Origin of the sequence: Curtobacterium sp. BNK-1 (assembly GCF_048685235.1) — a bacterium.
GTDB classification, from domain to species: Bacteria; Pseudomonadota; Gammaproteobacteria; order Enterobacterales; family Enterobacteriaceae; genus Pantoea; species Pantoea agglomerans.
This window is the reverse complement of sequence record NZ_JBLQTJ010000001.1, coordinates 3,756,372-3,772,328: the sequence shown is the minus strand read 5'-3', so window position 1 is coordinate 3,772,328 and position 15,957 is coordinate 3,756,372. Positions and strand designations below refer to the sequence as shown.

10 protein-coding genes, 1 tRNA gene and 3 rRNA genes are annotated in these 15,957 nt (G+C 55.2%); 11 read left to right on the top strand and 3 right to left on the bottom strand.

Annotated features, from left to right (window positions below):
* Positions 1 to 7: 7 nt before the first annotated feature.
* Complete coding sequence (gene qseC / locus ACMGGP_RS17875; protein WP_122457444.1) at positions 8 to 1,363, bottom strand: quorum sensing histidine kinase QseC; 1,356 nt, start codon at positions 1,361 to 1,363, stop codon at positions 8 to 10.
* Positions 1,351 to 2,022: a quorum sensing response regulator transcription factor QseB gene (gene qseB, locus ACMGGP_RS17870; RefSeq protein WP_187494890.1), complete on the bottom strand. Its 672-nt coding sequence runs from the start codon at positions 2,020 to 2,022 to the stop codon at positions 1,351 to 1,353. Before qseB ends, qseC begins: the two co-directional genes overlap by 13 nt.
* A 162-nt stretch (positions 2,023 to 2,184) precedes the next feature.
* Between qseB and ACMGGP_RS17865 the strand changes: the two genes are divergently transcribed.
* The 7 genes from ACMGGP_RS17865 to rbsR all read left to right on the top strand — a co-directional run bounded on the left by ACMGGP_RS17865 (position 2,185) and on the right by rbsR (position 8,567).
* Positions 2,185 to 2,592 (top strand): YgiW/YdeI family stress tolerance OB fold protein, encoded by a 408-nt coding sequence (locus tag ACMGGP_RS17865; RefSeq protein WP_010258845.1) that lies wholly within the window; start codon positions 2,185 to 2,187, stop codon positions 2,590 to 2,592.
* A 181-nt stretch (positions 2,593 to 2,773) separates the two neighbouring features.
* A complete protein-coding gene (gene rbsD, locus ACMGGP_RS17860) occupies positions 2,774 to 3,193 on the top strand; it encodes a D-ribose pyranase (RefSeq protein ID WP_003849483.1) in 420 nt (139 codons plus the stop codon).
* A 7-nt stretch (positions 3,194 to 3,200) separates the two neighbouring features.
* Positions 3,201 to 4,709: a ribose ABC transporter ATP-binding protein RbsA gene (rbsA, locus tag ACMGGP_RS17855; protein ID WP_033768394.1), complete on the top strand. Its 1,509-nt coding sequence runs from the start codon at positions 3,201 to 3,203 to the stop codon at positions 4,707 to 4,709.
* On the top strand, positions 4,706 to 5,677 hold the full coding sequence (gene rbsC, locus ACMGGP_RS17850) for a ribose ABC transporter permease (RefSeq protein ID WP_010258841.1): 972 nt from the start codon (positions 4,706 to 4,708) through the stop codon (positions 5,675 to 5,677). The genes rbsA and rbsC overlap by 4 nt, the downstream gene beginning before the upstream one ends.
* 22 nt (positions 5,678 to 5,699) lie before the next feature.
* A complete protein-coding gene (rbsB, locus tag ACMGGP_RS17845) occupies positions 5,700 to 6,578 on the top strand; it encodes a ribose ABC transporter substrate-binding protein RbsB (protein WP_498798674.1) in 879 nt (292 codons plus the stop codon).
* A gap of 62 nt (positions 6,579 to 6,640) precedes the next feature.
* The gene (gene rbsK / locus ACMGGP_RS17840) at positions 6,641 to 7,570 is read left to right on the top strand and encodes a ribokinase (protein WP_060681381.1); all 930 of its coding nucleotides are present in this window, start codon (positions 6,641 to 6,643) and stop codon (positions 7,568 to 7,570) included.
* A 13-nt stretch (positions 7,571 to 7,583) separates the two neighbouring features.
* Positions 7,584 to 8,567 (top strand): ribose operon transcriptional repressor RbsR, encoded by a 984-nt coding sequence (gene rbsR / locus ACMGGP_RS17835; RefSeq protein ID WP_033773177.1) that lies wholly within the window; start codon positions 7,584 to 7,586, stop codon positions 8,565 to 8,567.
* On the opposite strand, the gene mdtD is transcribed toward rbsR, so the two are convergent.
* Positions 8,564 to 9,964 carry a multidrug transporter subunit MdtD gene (gene mdtD / locus ACMGGP_RS17830; protein WP_010258829.1) on the bottom strand — a complete coding sequence of 467 codons (1,401 nt, stop codon included), beginning with the start codon at positions 9,962 to 9,964 and terminating at the stop codon, positions 8,564 to 8,566. The two genes, rbsR and mdtD, sit on opposite strands and share 4 nt — an antisense overlap.
* Before the next feature lie 532 nt (positions 9,965 to 10,496).
* Here mdtD and ACMGGP_RS17825 point away from each other — a divergent pair.
* From ACMGGP_RS17825 to rrf, 4 genes are all read left to right on the top strand, one after another.
* A 16S ribosomal RNA gene (locus tag ACMGGP_RS17825) occupies positions 10,497 to 12,038 on the top strand.
* Positions 12,039 to 12,127: 89 nt separating this feature from the next.
* Positions 12,128 to 12,202 (top strand) — tRNA-Glu (locus tag ACMGGP_RS17820).
* Between the two features lie 230 nt (positions 12,203 to 12,432).
* Positions 12,433 to 15,341, top strand: a 23S ribosomal RNA gene (locus ACMGGP_RS17815).
* 211 nt (positions 15,342 to 15,552) lie between these two features.
* A 5S ribosomal RNA gene (gene rrf, locus ACMGGP_RS17810) occupies positions 15,553 to 15,668 on the top strand.
* Together the 16S, 23S and 5S rRNA genes with 1 tRNA gene alongside form the textbook arrangement of a ribosomal RNA operon.
* The last annotated feature ends 289 nt before the right edge of the window (positions 15,669 to 15,957 follow it).

The window sequence follows — 15,957 nt, the reverse complement described above, 5'->3', positions numbered from 1 at the left end:
GCCCGCCTTACGGGGCGGGCGCTGACCAGCGCAGCATAACGCATAATCCGCCGCCCGAGCGCTGGCTGAAGCTGACCTGCATCCCGTGCAACTGGGCGATATTGCGGACTATCGATAATCCCAGTCCGCTTCCGCTTTTCTCCTGACCTGGCGGTCGCCAGAAACGTTCACCAAGCCGTTGCAGATCGGCTGCACTCAGACCTTCGCCGTTATCTTCTACCGACAGGCTATTCGCCTGAAGCCGCACATCAACTTCGCTGCCCGCTGGCGTATAGCGAATGGCATTATCCAGCAGATTACGCACCAGCAGTGACAGTAACAGCGGATGCCCCTGAATCTGCGGATCGGCGTCAGCATGCAGCCGCAGCGTGACACCCGTTTTATCCGCCAGCGGCAGCTGTGCAGCCAGCGTCTCCTGGACCGTGCGTTTCAGCGCCACCGTTTCGAAGGCGCTGCGTGCATCATCAGCTTCAACCCGTGAGAGCGTCAGCAGCTGATCCACCAGCCGGGTTGCGCGGATAATGCCGGCATCCAGCTGCTGCAGCGCATGGGTTCGCATCACTTCATCATCCGCAGTCAGCTGGATCACCTCGCTTTGCACCTGCAGCGCCGCCAGCGGACTGCGCAGCTCATGTGCGGCATCAGAGGTAAAGCGCCGTTCACGCTGCATCATTGCGCTGATGCGGCTGAACAGACCGTTGAGCGCGACCATCAGCGGTTGCACCTCTTTCGGCACGCGGTCTGCCTGCAGCGGCGTATCATCATCGGGCGCGCGCTGCGCCAGCTGCTGTGCCAGCGTCTTCAGTGGGCGCAGTTCAGACCAGACCAGACCGATCAGCAGCAGCAACATAAAGGGCAGCGCGATCAGCCAGGGCAGCATGCTGGCTTTCATCAGATCCCGCGTCATGTCGTCACGGTATTCGGACTCCTGACCCACCACCACCCGGAACTGCTGGTCGGGCGTAGTCAGCCAGACAAACCGCCAGCGATCGTCATCATTGGTGAGCTGGCCCTCATGAAATCCCTGATACTCCGCCTCAAACGGCAGGTAGCGGCCATTGTCACCATCATTCATCACCTGCCGGCCGTCACGCGTGAAGACGGCAAAGGCCAGGGCGTCGTCATCCTGATCGCCGCGATGGTGGCGCAGTATCTCTTTGGTTTTAGGCAGAGTGGCGTTGTCCAGCGAGGAGAAATCCAGCGTCAGCAGACGCTTGGCCAGCAGCATCTGCTGGGTATCGAAGAGCTCATCAAGGGTTTCACGTGTCTGATGCCAGGCACTCAGGCTGGCGCTGGCCCAGCAGATCCCGAGCAGCAGCACAAAACCGATACCCAGCCGCAGAAACAGGCTCATTGATCGCATGCAGCCGCTCCCAGGGTATAACCGACGCCGTGCAGCGTGCGGATAAACTGGCTGCCCAGTTTTTTACGCAGATGATGAATGTGAACCTCTACCGCATTGCTGGAGACATCGGCGTCCCAGTTGTAGAGCTTCTCTTCCAGCTGGCTGCGTGTCAGCACCCGGCCCGGGTTTCGCATAAACAGTTCCAGCAGCGCCAGTTCACGGCTTTTCAGCGCAATCGCCTCACCTTCGCGCATCACACTATGGCTGCCGGGGATCAGCACCACATTACCGTGCCGGAGTTCGGGCTGCAGCTGGCCATGACGGCGACGGATCAGCGCCTGTAAGCGAGCAGCCACTTCGGTTAAGGCAAAGGGTTTACACAGATAGTCGTCGGCTCCCAGCTGCAGGCCTTCGACCCGCTGATCGAGCGCATCGCGTGCGGTCAGTATCAGTACCGGTACATCTTTCCCCTGCTGTCGCCACTGCCGCAGAATATCGAGCCCATCCCGCTCGGGCAGTGAGAGATCCAGGATCACCGCATCCCAGGGCGCGGCCTCCAGCGCGTTAAACCCCGCCTCACCAGAGGTAAACCAGTCAACGCTGAAGCCCAGTTTACTCAGCCCCGCCTTGATACCGTCGCCAATTAAACGATCATCTTCAATCAGTAAAATACGCATCACGTCTCCCTGTTCCGATAGCGCTTTATACGAAGCAACTTCCTGCTTGTACAGCTGATTTCGGCGAAAATAGCTTATTTTTGCCTCTTAAGAAGCTGTTAAGAACTTTATGGTCAACTAAGCTCAACAAGACGAACCACATCATGGAAAAGAGGTGACAAAATGAAAAAGCACGCTGCAATTCTGGCCGTCGTTATGCTGGCTTCCGCCCCGGTTTTCGCTGCACAGCAGGGTGGATTTGTTGATCCCAGTGCGCCAGCCGCACAGACGCAGGCAGCAGCCGGTCAGGGTGGTTTCAGTGCCGATCACACCAGTGTGGTGACCGTAAAGCAGGCTGAAGAGATGAAAGATGACAGCTGGGTCACCGTGCGCGGTAAGCTGGAGAAACAGATCGGTAACGAAGATTATCTGTTCCGCGACCAGACCGGCACCATGAAAGTCGAAATCGACCACAAGCACTGGAACGGCCAGACTATCTCACCTAAAGACAACGTCGAGCTGACAGGTGAACTGGATAAAGATTTCAACAGCATTGAGATGGACGTTAAGCAGGTTAAGAAACTGCCTTAATCCTCTCCTCCGGGGCCGCGTTCGCGGCCCTTTTTCTGCCCCTCCCCCGACTTAATACAAATTTCTCCCCGCGTGAGCGAAACGTTTCGATAGCGATCACAGATTTCTTCTTTGCCGGTTGAGTTGATGGCGGCTTTTCATACACTCCTGACAGCGAAACGTTTCGCTGTGGAGTGAAAAGATGAAAAAAGGTCGCTTGTTAAACGCTGAACTCTCTCATGTGATTGCCCGCCTGGGACACACGGATACGCTGACGATTGCCGATGCAGGCTTGCCGATTCCGGCCGGACCGCAGCGCATCGATTTAGCGCTCACGCCGGGTACGCCCGATTTTATGCAGGTGGTTAATGCTGTCGCACTGGAGATGCAGGTAGAGAGCGCCCTGATCGCGGAAGAGATTAAGCAGCATAATCCGCAACTTCATAGCGCGCTTGTCGCCGTGCTCGAAGCCTTGCAACAGCACCAGGGGAATATCATCACCATCAGCTACACCAGTCATGAACAATTCAAACAACAAACGCAGCGTAGTCAGGCGGTCATTCGCAGCGGAGAGTGCTCTCCGTTTGCGAATGTCATCCTCAGCGCCGGTGTGACCTTCTGAGGCCGCTATGCAACTTTTACTGCAACTCGACGGCATTGAAAAATCCTTTCCGGGTGTGAAAGCCCTCAAGGGGGCGTCGCTGAATGTCCGGGCAGGACGCGTGATGGCGCTGGTGGGCGAGAACGGCGCAGGCAAGTCCACCATGATGAAAGTTCTGACCGGCATCTATCAATATGATGCCGGTACGCTGCGCTGGCTGGGCAAAGAGACCCGTTTCAGCGGGCCGAAAGCGTCTCAGGAAGCGGGTATTGGCATCATTCATCAGGAACTGAACCTGATCCCTCAATTAACCGTGGCGGAGAATATTTTTCTCGGCCGCGAATATGTCAGCCGTTTTGGCCGTATCCAGTGGCCGCGTATGTATGCCGAAGCTGATGCGCTGCTTAAACGGCTTAATCTGCGCTTCAGCAGCCACAAGCTGGTGGGGGATTTGTCGATTGGCGATCAGCAGATGGTCGAAATCGCCAAAGTCCTGAGCTTTGAGTCGCAGGTGATCATCATGGATGAGCCGACCGATGCGCTGACTGATACCGAAACGCTGTCGCTGTTCCGGGTGATCAACGAACTGAAAGCGCAGGGCTGCGGCATCGTCTATATCTCGCATCGCATGAAAGAGATCTTTGAGATCTGCGATGACGTCACGGTGTTCCGCGACGGTCAGTTTATTGCTGAACGCCCGGTCAGCGAGCTGACTGAAGAGAGCCTGATCGAGATGATGGTCGGCCGTAAGCTGGAAGATCAATATCCCCATATTGATCAGGCACCAGGCGACGTGCGGCTGAAAGTGGAAAACGTCAGCGGACCGGGCGTGGATAACGTCAGTTTCAGCCTGCGCAAAGGTGAAATCCTCGGCGTGTCTGGCTTGATGGGCGCGGGCCGTACCGAACTGATGAAGGTGCTTTACGGCGCCCTGCCGCGTCGCGAAGGCACACTGTGGCTCAATGGTCGGGAAGTGGTGACGCGCTCACCGCAGGATGGGCTGGCTAACGGCATCGTCTATATCTCCGAAGATCGTAAGCGCGATGGCCTGGTGCTGGGCATGTCAGTAAAAGAGAACATGTCGCTGACAGCGTTAGGCTATTTCAGTCACGGCAGCGGCACGCTGAAACATGCGGCAGAGCAGCTGGCCGTGGGCGACTTTATCCGGCTGTTTAACGTTAAAACGCCTTCAATGGAGCAGCCCATTGGTCTGCTTTCGGGCGGCAACCAGCAGAAAGTGGCGATTGCCCGCGGGCTGATGACCCGGCCTAACGTACTGATTCTGGATGAACCGACACGCGGTGTGGATGTCGGCGCGAAGAAAGAGATCTATCAACTGATTAACCAGTTTAAAGCCGAAGGGCTGAGCATCATTCTGGTCTCCTCGGAAATGCCGGAAGTGCTGGGCATGAGCGATCGGATTCTGGTGATGCATGAAGGCCGTATCAGCGGCGAATTTACCCGAGAAGAAGCCACTCAGGAGAGCCTGATGGCAGCCGCCGTAGGCAAGCAACACAGCGAGGATTTAGTGGTATGACGACCCAAACTTTACCTGCCAGCCGTCGCTGGTTTAGCAAAAGCTGGCTACTGGAACAGAAGTCGCTGATTGCGCTGATGGTGCTGATCGCTGTGGTGGCCAGCCAGAGCCCGAACTTCTTTACCGTGGCGAACCTGTTCAACATTCTGCAGCAGACCTCGGTTAACGCCATTATGGCGGTCGGGATGACGCTGGTGATCCTGACTTCTGGTATCGACCTCTCTGTAGGATCGCTGCTGGCCCTGACGGGCGCGGTGGGTGCATCGCTGGTGGGTATGGAGGTCAATGCCCTGGTCGCGGTGGCGGCGTCGCTGGCGCTGGGAGCGGCAATCGGTGCCCTGACCGGCACCATTGTGGCGCGCGGCAAAGTGCAGGCGTTTATCGCCACGCTGGTCATGATGCTGCTGCTGCGTGGTGTCACCATGGTCTACACCGATGGCAGTCCGGTAAACACGGGTTTTAATGCCAATGCCGATCTGCTGGGCTGGTTTGGTATTGGTCGTCCGCTGGGTATCCCTGCGCCGGTCTGGCTGATGGCGCTGGTCTTTATTGCTGCCTGGTACATGCTGCAGCACACCCGTCTGGGTCGCTATATCTATGCGCTTGGCGGTAATGAAGCGGCAACGCGTCTCTCCGGCATCAATGTGAATCGCGTCAAAATCATCGTCTATTCACTGAGTGGCATGCTGGCAGCGCTGGCAGGCACCATTGAAGTGGCGCGCCTTTCTTCGGCACAGCCGACAGCGGGTACCGGCTATGAGCTGGATGCGATTGCTGCGGTCGTGCTGGGCGGAACCAGCCTGGCAGGCGGTAAGGGCCGTATTTTCGGCACCCTGATTGGCGCGCTGATCCTCGGCTTCCTGAATAACGGCCTGAACCTGATGGGCGTCTCTTCGTACTACCAGATGATCGTTAAGGCGGTAGTAATCCTGCTGGCGGTGCTGGTAGATAATAAAAGCAGTAAATAACTCTGACCTTACACAGGATGACATGATGAAAAAGTTAACCGCACTGGCCGTGATCCTTGGCGCAACGCTCAGTACCAGCGCTATGGCCAAAGATACTATCGCGCTGGTGGTTTCAACCCTGAATAACCCGTTCTTTGTTTCGCTGAAAGAGGGCGCGCAGAAAGAAGCGGACAAGCTGGGCTACAACCTGGTGGTGCTGGATTCACAGAACAACCCGGCGAAAGAGCTGGCTAACGTGCAGGATCTGACGGTTCGCGGCACCAAACTGCTGCTGATCAACCCAACCGACTCTGATGCTGTGGGCAATGCGGTGAAGATGGCTAACCAGGCGAACATCCCGGTTATCACGCTGGATCGCGTTGCGGCACAGGGCACCGTTGTCAGCCACGTCGCCTCCGATAACCGTTTCGGCGGTAAAATGGCCGGCGACTTCATCGCCAAAAAAGTCGGCGAAAGCGCCAAAATTATTGAACTGCAGGGCATTGCCGGGACTTCTGCCGCCCGTGAGCGTGGCGAAGGCTTCAAACAGGCCGCTGATGCGCATAAATTCCAGATCCTCGCCAGCCAGCCTGCCGATTTTGACCGTACCAAAGGTCTGAACGTCATGCAGAACCTGCTTCAGGCACACCCGGACGTTCAGGCCGTATTCGCTCAGAACGACGAAATGGCACTGGGTGCACTGCGTGCGCTGCAGACCGCCGGTAAAACTGGTGTGATCGTCGTTGGTTTTGACGGTACTGCTGATGGCGTTAAAGCGGTAGAAGGTGGCAAACTGTCCGCGACCGTGGCACAGATGCCAGACAAAATTGGCATGATCGGCGTAGATACCGCTGATAAAGTGCTGAAGGGTGAAAAAGTGAAGGCGATCAATCCGGTCGACCTGAAGCTGGTCACTCAATAACTCAAAGAAAAGCAGGGCACTGCGCCACCCTCCTGGTGGCGCACTTATTCCGGACTCCCCTAATGAGCAAAAACGCAAAACTGGCCGTTCTTGGCAGCATTAACGCTGACCACATCCTTAATCTGGCGCACTTTCCTCGTCCCGGTGAAACGGTGATCGGGCAGAATTATCAGATTGCGTTTGGCGGTAAGGGTGCGAATCAGGCTGTCGCCGCCGGTCGTGCTGGTGCCGATATCGCATTTATCGCCTGTGTGGGCGCTGACGACATTGGTGAACGTGTTCGTCAGCAACTGGCCCAGGACAATATTGATACCACGCCGGTCGAAGTGGTCGAGGGTGAGTCAACCGGCGTGGCGATGATTTTCGTCAATGGTGACGGTGAGAACAACATCGGCATCTACTCCGGTGCAAACGCGGCGTTAACACCCGCCTGCGTGACGCGCCATCAGCAGATTATCGCCGACGCCGATGCACTATTAATGCAGCTGGAATCACCGCTGGAAAGTGTGCTGGCCGCCGCGACGCTTGCCCGACAGCATCAGACGCAGGTTATTCTCAATCCTGCACCCGCCACCCAGCTCTCAGATGAACTGCTGGCGTTGATCGACATTATTACCCCGAATGAAACCGAAGCCGAGAGTCTGACCGGCATTGCGGTCAGCAACGATGAAGATGCCGCCCGCGCTGCGGCAGTACTGCATGCGAAAGGTATCGGCACGGTTCTGATTACTCTGGGTCGCCGCGGTGTCTGGCTGAGCGAGCAGGGAGAAGGTCAGCGTATTGCTGGCTTCAGTGTTAAAGCTATCGACACCATCGCGGCGGGCGACACCTTTAATGGCGCTTTTATCACCGCGCGACTGGAGCAGAAAACGATGTATGACGCGGTGCGGTTTGCCCATGCCGCCGCTGCTATCGCCGTTACCCGCTCGGGTGCGCAGCCCTCCGTGCCGTGGCGCGCGGAGATCGATGAATTTTTGCAGCAGCAGGGCTAAGCATTTGAGCACCATGAAAGATGTCGCTCGCCTGGCGGGCGTCTCTACCTCCACTGTCTCGCACGTTATCAATAACAATCGCTTTGTTAGTGAAGGCGTGCGCGAAAAAGTTGAGCAGGCCATCCGCCATCTGAATTACGCCCCCTCTGCGCTGGCGCGCAGTCTGAAAATCAATCAGACGCACACGATCGGTATGCTTCTGACCACCAGTAGTAACCCATTTTATGCCGAAGTGGTGCGGGGTGTGGAGGAGAGCTGCTATCAGCGTGGCTACAGCCTGATTCTCTGTAACACGGCAGGTGATGAAGAGCGGATGAACCGCAGCCTGGAAACGCTGATGCAGAAGCGCGTCGACGGTTTATTGATTATGTGTACAGAAAGTCACCTGCCCTCGGCCGACATTCTGAACCGTTATCCCTCTATACCTGCCGTCATGATGGACTGGGCGCCGTTTGAAGGCCGTGGTGACATTATTCAGGATAACGCGCTGCTGGGCGGGGAGCTGGCGACTCAGCATCTTATCGACAGTGGTTATACCCGCATCGCCTGTATCGCCGGTCCACAGGATAAAACCCCGGCTCGTATGCGCCTGGAAGGTTATCGCAACGCCATGACAAAGAGTGGCCTGACGATTCTGCCCGGCTATGTGGTGAATGGTGACTTTGAATTCCAGGGAGGCTACAACGGGATGGTCGAACTGCTGGCGCTGGAAACGCCGCCGGAAGCGGTTTTCACCAGCAACGATGCCATGGCGGTGGGCGTTTATCACGCACTCTATCAGGCCGGCATGCAGGTTCCGCAGCAGATGGCGGTAATGGGATATGACGATATCGAACTGGCGCGCTATCTCACTCCGCCACTGAGTACCATTCATCAACCGAAAGATGCGCTGGGTGAACTGGCGATAGACACCCTGCTCCATCGTCTCAGCAATCCCGACGCCAGTCAGCAAACGCTGGTGCTGACGCCGGAACTGGTGGTGCGTGGATCGGTTTAGCGCTTTTTCTTTTTGTCGCGATTACTGATCAGATTACGGCCATCGCCGTTTTTCAGCAGCATAAAGGTCAGCGCCGACAGTACTGTTACCACGCCCATGGTCATAAACGTGGCGTGGAACTGTGAAATGGTGCTGGTTTCAAACTCCTGGTAGAAGCGCAGCACCGCGGCGCTGACGGCCACACCAAAACTGATCGCTAGCTGCTGAGTCACGGCCAGCACGCTGTTACCGCCGCTGGCGTTATCATCATTCAGATCGGCCAGGGTGATGGTATTCATGGCGGTAAACTGCGTAGACATGGCCATGCCGAGAATAAACAGCGGAAGTAAGAGCACAATGATGCTTTCAGCGGGCGACTGCAGAGAGAAGCTGGCGATCAGAATGCCAATAATGGCGGTAATGCCAACCAGCAGGCGGCGGTAACCCAGCCAGCGCAGCAGTTGCGTCACCGTCGACTTCGCCAGTATTGAACCAATGGCGATGGGTGCCATCATGCAGCCCGCGATAATCGCTGAATAGCCAAAGCCGACCTGCAACATGAGCGGCATCAAAAAGGGCACACAGCCGGTGCCAAGACGTGACGCGATGTTGCCACCGATGCCCACTGAGAACGTCCGGGTTTTAAACATCGGCAGATTGATCAGTGGCGAAGGGTGATTTCGGGCATGCACTATATAAAGAAGCAAAAGCACAATCCCGCTGAGTAATATCCCGCCCGCCAGCCAGGCGGAAACAATTCGTTCGCCAAACAGCTCAATCCCAATCGAGATCATCACCAGTCCGGCCCCGAACAATAAGAAGCCGAAAAAGTCGAAGCGGCGCTTAGGCGTGGTGAAGTCCGGCATATATTTGCGTGCGTAGATAATGCCGAGAATGCCAATCGGGATATTAATCAGGAAAATCCAGTGCCAGGTCGCGTAGGTCACCAGCACGCCGCCCAGCATTGGCCCCAGTATCGGGCCAACTAATCCCGGCATGGTGACAAAGTTGAGCACCGGCAACAGCTCACTGCGCGGATAGGCGCGTAACAGCGCCAGTCGCGCGACCGGCATCATCATTGCGCCACCGACGCCCTGTATGATGCGCGAGATGACCAGTACCTGGAGTGTGGGAGAAAGTGCACAAGCCAGCGAGCCCAGGGTGAACAGCGAAACGGCAACGATAAATACCTTGCGCGTGCCGTAGCGATCGGCGAGCCAGCCGCTGACCGGAATCAACATAGCGACAGTCAGGGTGTAACTGATGACGGCGGATTGCATGGCCAGAGGAGAACGGTCGAGGCTGGTGGCGATAGCGGGCAGGGCAGTATTCAGTATGGTGGCGTCGAGTGACTGCATGAAAAAGGCCATGGCAGCTATCCATGGCAAACCAGCCATGCTGCGCGCGGATTTTATCATTGAGTATCCTTCCTGGGGTTATCCTGCGAGAAGAAGCAAAATAATAGCACCCGCATTAAGCAACGGCAGGTCTCTTTACAACGTTTAATGGCGATTTTTGTGCGTTATTCCGTCATGAAACGTCTCTTTTTAAGCCGTTCGTTTAAAAAAGATGCGCTCAGCAAATTAATTCAAAGAAACGCTTGTCAGCCCGCGGAAACTCCCTATAATGCGCCTCCATCGACACGGAACACCGGCAACGGAAAACGGGTTGAGAGGCACAGGAGACTGCGCCGCCGGAGAAAAACTTCTGAAATAGAGGTTGACTCTGCAGGAGGAAAGCGTAATATACGCCACCTCGCGACAGGACGCTAACGCACTGTTCGCACTGCTCTTTAACAATTTATCAGACAATCTGTGTGGGCACTCGCAGGATTGATATCAGCGTCTCCGGACGTAAAAAATATCAAGCCTCACGAGTGAACACATAATGAAATTCATTATGACGTTTTACAGATGAGCACCGCTTAACTTGTTTAAGCAAATCAAACTTAAATTGAAGAGTTTGATCATGGCTCAGATTGAACGCTGGCGGCAGGCCTAACACATGCAAGTCGGACGGTAGCACAGAGGAGCTTGCTCCTTGGGTGACGAGTGGCGGACGGGTGAGTAATGTCTGGGGATCTGCCCGATAGAGGGGGATAACCACTGGAAACGGTGGCTAATACCGCATAACGTCGCAAGACCAAAGAGGGGGACCTTCGGGCCTCTCACTATCGGATGAACCCAGATGGGATTAGCTAGTAGGCGGGGTAATGGCCCACCTAGGCGACGATCCCTAGCTGGTCTGAGAGGATGACCAGCCACACTGGAACTGAGACACGGTCCAGACTCCTACGGGAGGCAGCAGTGGGGAATATTGCACAATGGGCGCAAGCCTGATGCAGCCATGCCGCGTGTATGAAGAAGGCCTTCGGGTTGTAAAGTACTTTCAGCGGGGAGGAAGGCGACGGGGTTAATAACCCTGTCGATTGACGTTACCCGCAGAAGAAGCACCGGCTAACTCCGTGCCAGCAGCCGCGGTAATACGGAGGGTGCAAGCGTTAATCGGAATTACTGGGCGTAAAGCGCACGCAGGCGGTCTGTTAAGTCAGATGTGAAATCCCCGGGCTTAACCTGGGAACTGCATTTGAAACTGGCAGGCTTGAGTCTTGTAGAGGGGGGTAGAATTCCAGGTGTAGCGGTGAAATGCGTAGAGATCTGGAGGAATACCGGTGGCGAAGGCGGCCCCCTGGACAAAGACTGACGCTCAGGTGCGAAAGCGTGGGGAGCAAACAGGATTAGATACCCTGGTAGTCCACGCCGTAAACGATGTCGACTTGGAGGTTGTTCCCTTGAGGAGTGGCTTCCGGAGCTAACGCGTTAAGTCGACCGCCTGGGGAGTACGGCCGCAAGGTTAAAACTCAAATGAATTGACGGGGGCCCGCACAAGCGGTGGAGCATGTGGTTTAATTCGATGCAACGCGAAGAACCTTACCTACTCTTGACATCCAGCGAACTTAGCAGAGATGCTTTGGTGCCTTCGGGAACGCTGAGACAGGTGCTGCATGGCTGTCGTCAGCTCGTGTTGTGAAATGTTGGGTTAAGTCCCGCAACGAGCGCAACCCTTATCCTTTGTTGCCAGCGATTCGGTCGGGAACTCAAAGGAGACTGCCGGTGATAAACCGGAGGAAGGTGGGGATGACGTCAAGTCATCATGGCCCTTACGAGTAGGGCTACACACGTGCTACAATGGCGCATACAAAGAGAAGCGACCTCGCGAGAGCAAGCGGACCTCACAAAGTGCGTCGTAGTCCGGATCGGAGTCTGCAACTCGACTCCGTGAAGTCGGAATCGCTAGTAATCGTGGATCAGAATGCCACGGTGAATACGTTCCCGGGCCTTGTACACACCGCCCGTCACACCATGGGAGTGGGTTGCAAAAGAAGTAGGTAGCTTAACCTTCGGGAGGGCGCTTACCACTTTGTGATTCATGACTGGGGTGAAGTCGTAACAAGGTAACCGTAGGGGAACCTGCGGTTGGATCACCTCCTTACCTGAAGATACCTTCCCGCGCAGTGTCCACACAGATTGTCTGATAAAAAAGTAATGAGCAGGACGGCTGCGAAGTCGTGACACCTTTGTGTCCCCTTCGTCTAGCGGTTAGGACTCCGCCCTTTCACGGCGGCAACAGGGGTTCGAATCCCCTAGGGGACGCCACCTGCTTGGTGACAGGTGAAAGGTGTCTCCATACAGTATCTCAAAACCGATTTGGTTGCGTAAGCAGCCGGGCCGCGTTTGAGATATTTGCTCTTTAACAATCCGGAACAAGCTGAAAATTGAAACGACGCAGCGCGTCATTCCTCCGTAATAAGGAATGACTTGGCGATGTGTTCGAGTCTCTCAAATGCTTGCAGCACGCAGCGTTGTAAAACGCCTGTGGGTTGTGAGGTTAAGCGACTAAGCGTACACGGTGGATGCCCAGGCAGTCAGAGGCGATGAAGGACGTGCTAATCTGCGTAAAGCGACGGTAAGGTGATATGAACCGCTACAGCCGTCGATGTCCGAATGGGGAAACCCGGTGCACTCTGTGCATCATTGCAGCATGAATACATAGTGCTGCAAGGCGAACCGGGGGAACTGAAACATCTAAGTACCCCGAGGAAAAGAAATCAACCGAGATTCCCCCAGTAGCGGCGAGCGAACGGGGAGCAGCCCAGAGCCTGAATCAGTTTGTGTGTTAGTGGAAGCGTCTGGAAAGTCGCAGGGTACAGGGTGATACTCCCGTACACAAAAACACACATGCTGTGAGCTCGATGAGTAAGGCGGGACACGTGGTATCCTGTCTGAATATGGGGGGACCATCCTCCAAGGCTAAATACTCCTGACTGACCGATAGTGAACCAGTACCGTGAGGGAAAGGCGAAAAGAACCCCGGCGAGGGGAGTGAAACAGAACCTGAAACCGTGTACGTACAAGCAGTGGGAGCCTTCTTTATGGGGGTGACTGCGTACCTTTTGTATAATGGGTCAGCGACTTATATTCTGTAGCAAGGTTAACCGTATAGGGGAGCCGCAGGGAAACCGAGTCTTAACTGGGCGTTAAGTTGCAGGGTATAGACCCGAAACCCGGTGATCTAGCCATGGGCAGGTTGAAGGTTGGGTAACACTAACTGGAGGACCGAACCGACTAATGTTGAAAAATTAGCGGATGACCTGTGGCTGGGGGTGAAAGGCCAATCAAACCGGGAGATAGCTGGTTCTCCCCGAAAGCTATTTAGGTAGCGCCTCGTGAACTCATCTTCGGGGGTAGAGCACTGTTTCGGCTAGGGGGCCATCCCGGCTTACCAACCCGATGCAAACTGCGAATACCGAAGAATGTTATCACGGGAGACACACGGCGGGTGCTAACGTCCGTCGTGAAGAGGGAAACAACCCAGACCGCCAGCTAAGGTCCCAAAGTCATGGTTAAGTGGGAAACGATGTGGGAAGGCACAGACAGCCAGGATGTTGGCTTAGAAGCAGCCATCATTTAAAGAAAGCGTAATAGCTCACTGGTCGAGTCGGCCTGCGCGGAAGATGTAACGGGGCTAAACCATGCACCGAAGCTGCGGCAGCGACGCTTAGGCGTTGTTGGGTAGGGGAGCGTTCTGTAAGCCGTCGAAGGTGTGCTGTGAGGCATGCTGGAGGTATCAGAAGTGCGAATGCTGACATAAGTAACGATAAAGCGGGTGAAAAGCCCGCTCGCCGGAAGACCAAGGGTTCCTGTTCAACGTTAATCGGAGCAGGGTGAGTCGACCCCTAAGGCGAGGCCGAAAGGCGTAGTCGATGGGAAACAGGTTAATATTCCTGTACTCGGTGTTACTGCGAAGGGGGGACGGAGAAGGCTATATCGGCCGGGCGACGGTTGTCCCGGTTTAAGCGTGTAGGCGGAGGGTCCAGGTAAATCCGGTCCCTTATTAACGCTGAGGCGTGACGACGAGGCACTACGGTGCTGAAGTGATAAATGCCCAGCTTCCAGGAAAAGCCTCTAAGCATCAGGTAACACAGAATCGTACCCCAAACCGACACAGGTGGTCAGGTAGAGAATACCAAGGCGCTTGAGAGAACTCGGGTGAAGGAACTAGGCAAAATGGTGCCGTAACTTCGGGAGAAGGCACGCTGGCGCGTAGGTGGAGGGACCTGCTCCCCGAGCCGAAGCCAGTCGAAGATACCAGCTGGCTGCAACTGTTTATTAAAAACACAGCACTGTGCAAACACGAAAGTGGACGTATACGGTGTGACGCCTGCCCGGTGCCGGAAGGTTAATTGATGGGGTTATCCGCAAGGAGAAGCTCTTGATCGAAGCCCCGGTAAACGGCGGCCGTAACTATAACGGTCCTAAGGTAGCGAAATTCCTTGTCGGGTAAGTTCCGACCTGCACGAATGGCGTAATGATGGCCAGGCTGTCTCCACCCGAGACTCAGTGAAATTGAACTCGCTGTGAAGATGCAGTGTACCCGCGGCAAGACGGAAAGACCCCGTGAACCTTTACTACAGCTTGACACTGAACATTGAGCCTTGATGTGTAGGATAGGTGGGAGGCTTTGAAGCGCGGACGCCAGTCTGCGTGGAGCCAACCTTGAAATACCACCCTTTAATGTTTGATGTTCTAACGTAGGCCCGTAATCCGGGCTGCGGACAGTGTCTGGTGGGTAGTTTGACTGGGGCGGTCTCCTCCTAAAGAGTAACGGAGGAGCACGAAGGTCAGCTAATCACGGTCGGACATCGTGAGGTTAGTGCAATGGCATAAGCTGGCTTGACTGCGAGAGTGACGGCTCGAGCAGGTGCGAAAGCAGGTCATAGTGATCCGGTGGTTCTGAATGGAAGGGCCATCGCTCAACGGATAAAAGGTACTCCGGGGATAACAGGCTGATACCGCCCAAGAGTTCATATCGACGGCGGTGTTTGGCACCTCGATGTCGGCTCATCACATCCTGGGGCTGAAGTAGGTCCCAAGGGTACGGCTGTTCGCCGTTTAAAGTGGTACGCGAGCTGGGTTTAGAACGTCGTGAGACAGTTCGGTCCCTATCTGCCGTGGGCGCTGGAGAATTGAGGGGGGTTGCTCCTAGTACGAGAGGACCGGAGTGAACGCACCACTGGTGTTCGGGTTGTCATGCCAATGGCATTGCCCGGTAGCTAAGTGCGGAAAAGATAAGTGCTGAAAGCATCTAAGCACGAAACTTGCCCCGAGATGAGTTCTCCCTGACTCCTTGAGAGTCCTGAAGGGACGTTGAAGACTACGACGTTGATAGGCCGGGTGTGTAAGCGCAGCGATGCGTTGAGCTAACCGGTACTAATGACCCGTGAGGCTTAACCTTACAACGCCAGAGGCGTTTTTGAGAGACAGGTTTTCAGCTTGTTAACCGGATACAGTTGTGTCCTGCGGACTGAAGTCCGAAGGATTTTGCGCTGAGGCAAGGCGGCAACCGGGCGATACGAAGGAGCATACTGAAGTATGTGACGGAGTAGCGCGAGGGCGGCCAACGCAGCATCAGCACAAAAGACACAGGACAGAGCACAAAGAATTTGCCTGGCGGCTTTAGCGCGGTGGTCCCACCTGACCCCATGCCGAACTCAGAAGTGAAACGCCGTAGCGCCGATGGTAGTGTGGGGTCTCCCCATGCGAGAGTAGGGAACTGCCAGGCATTAAATAAGTGAAGAAGCCCCGCACGAAAGTGCGGGGCTTTTTTACGTCTGCACTTTGCCACGTTAAGCTGAAAACTTGACCTGTAAGCCTGCTCCGGTAGCCTCCAGGTTCCTCCATTTCCTTTTTGAATTACCAGTAGCCTGATAAACACCGGAAACTATAATAATCATTAGATCAAAATATAAAATAAAGACTAGCAGATACAAAGTTTTTGAAATTTATAGCTTAATAAGTTACCAACTTATTAAGCTAATATGATAATAAATCTGCTAACAGGACTAACGCAT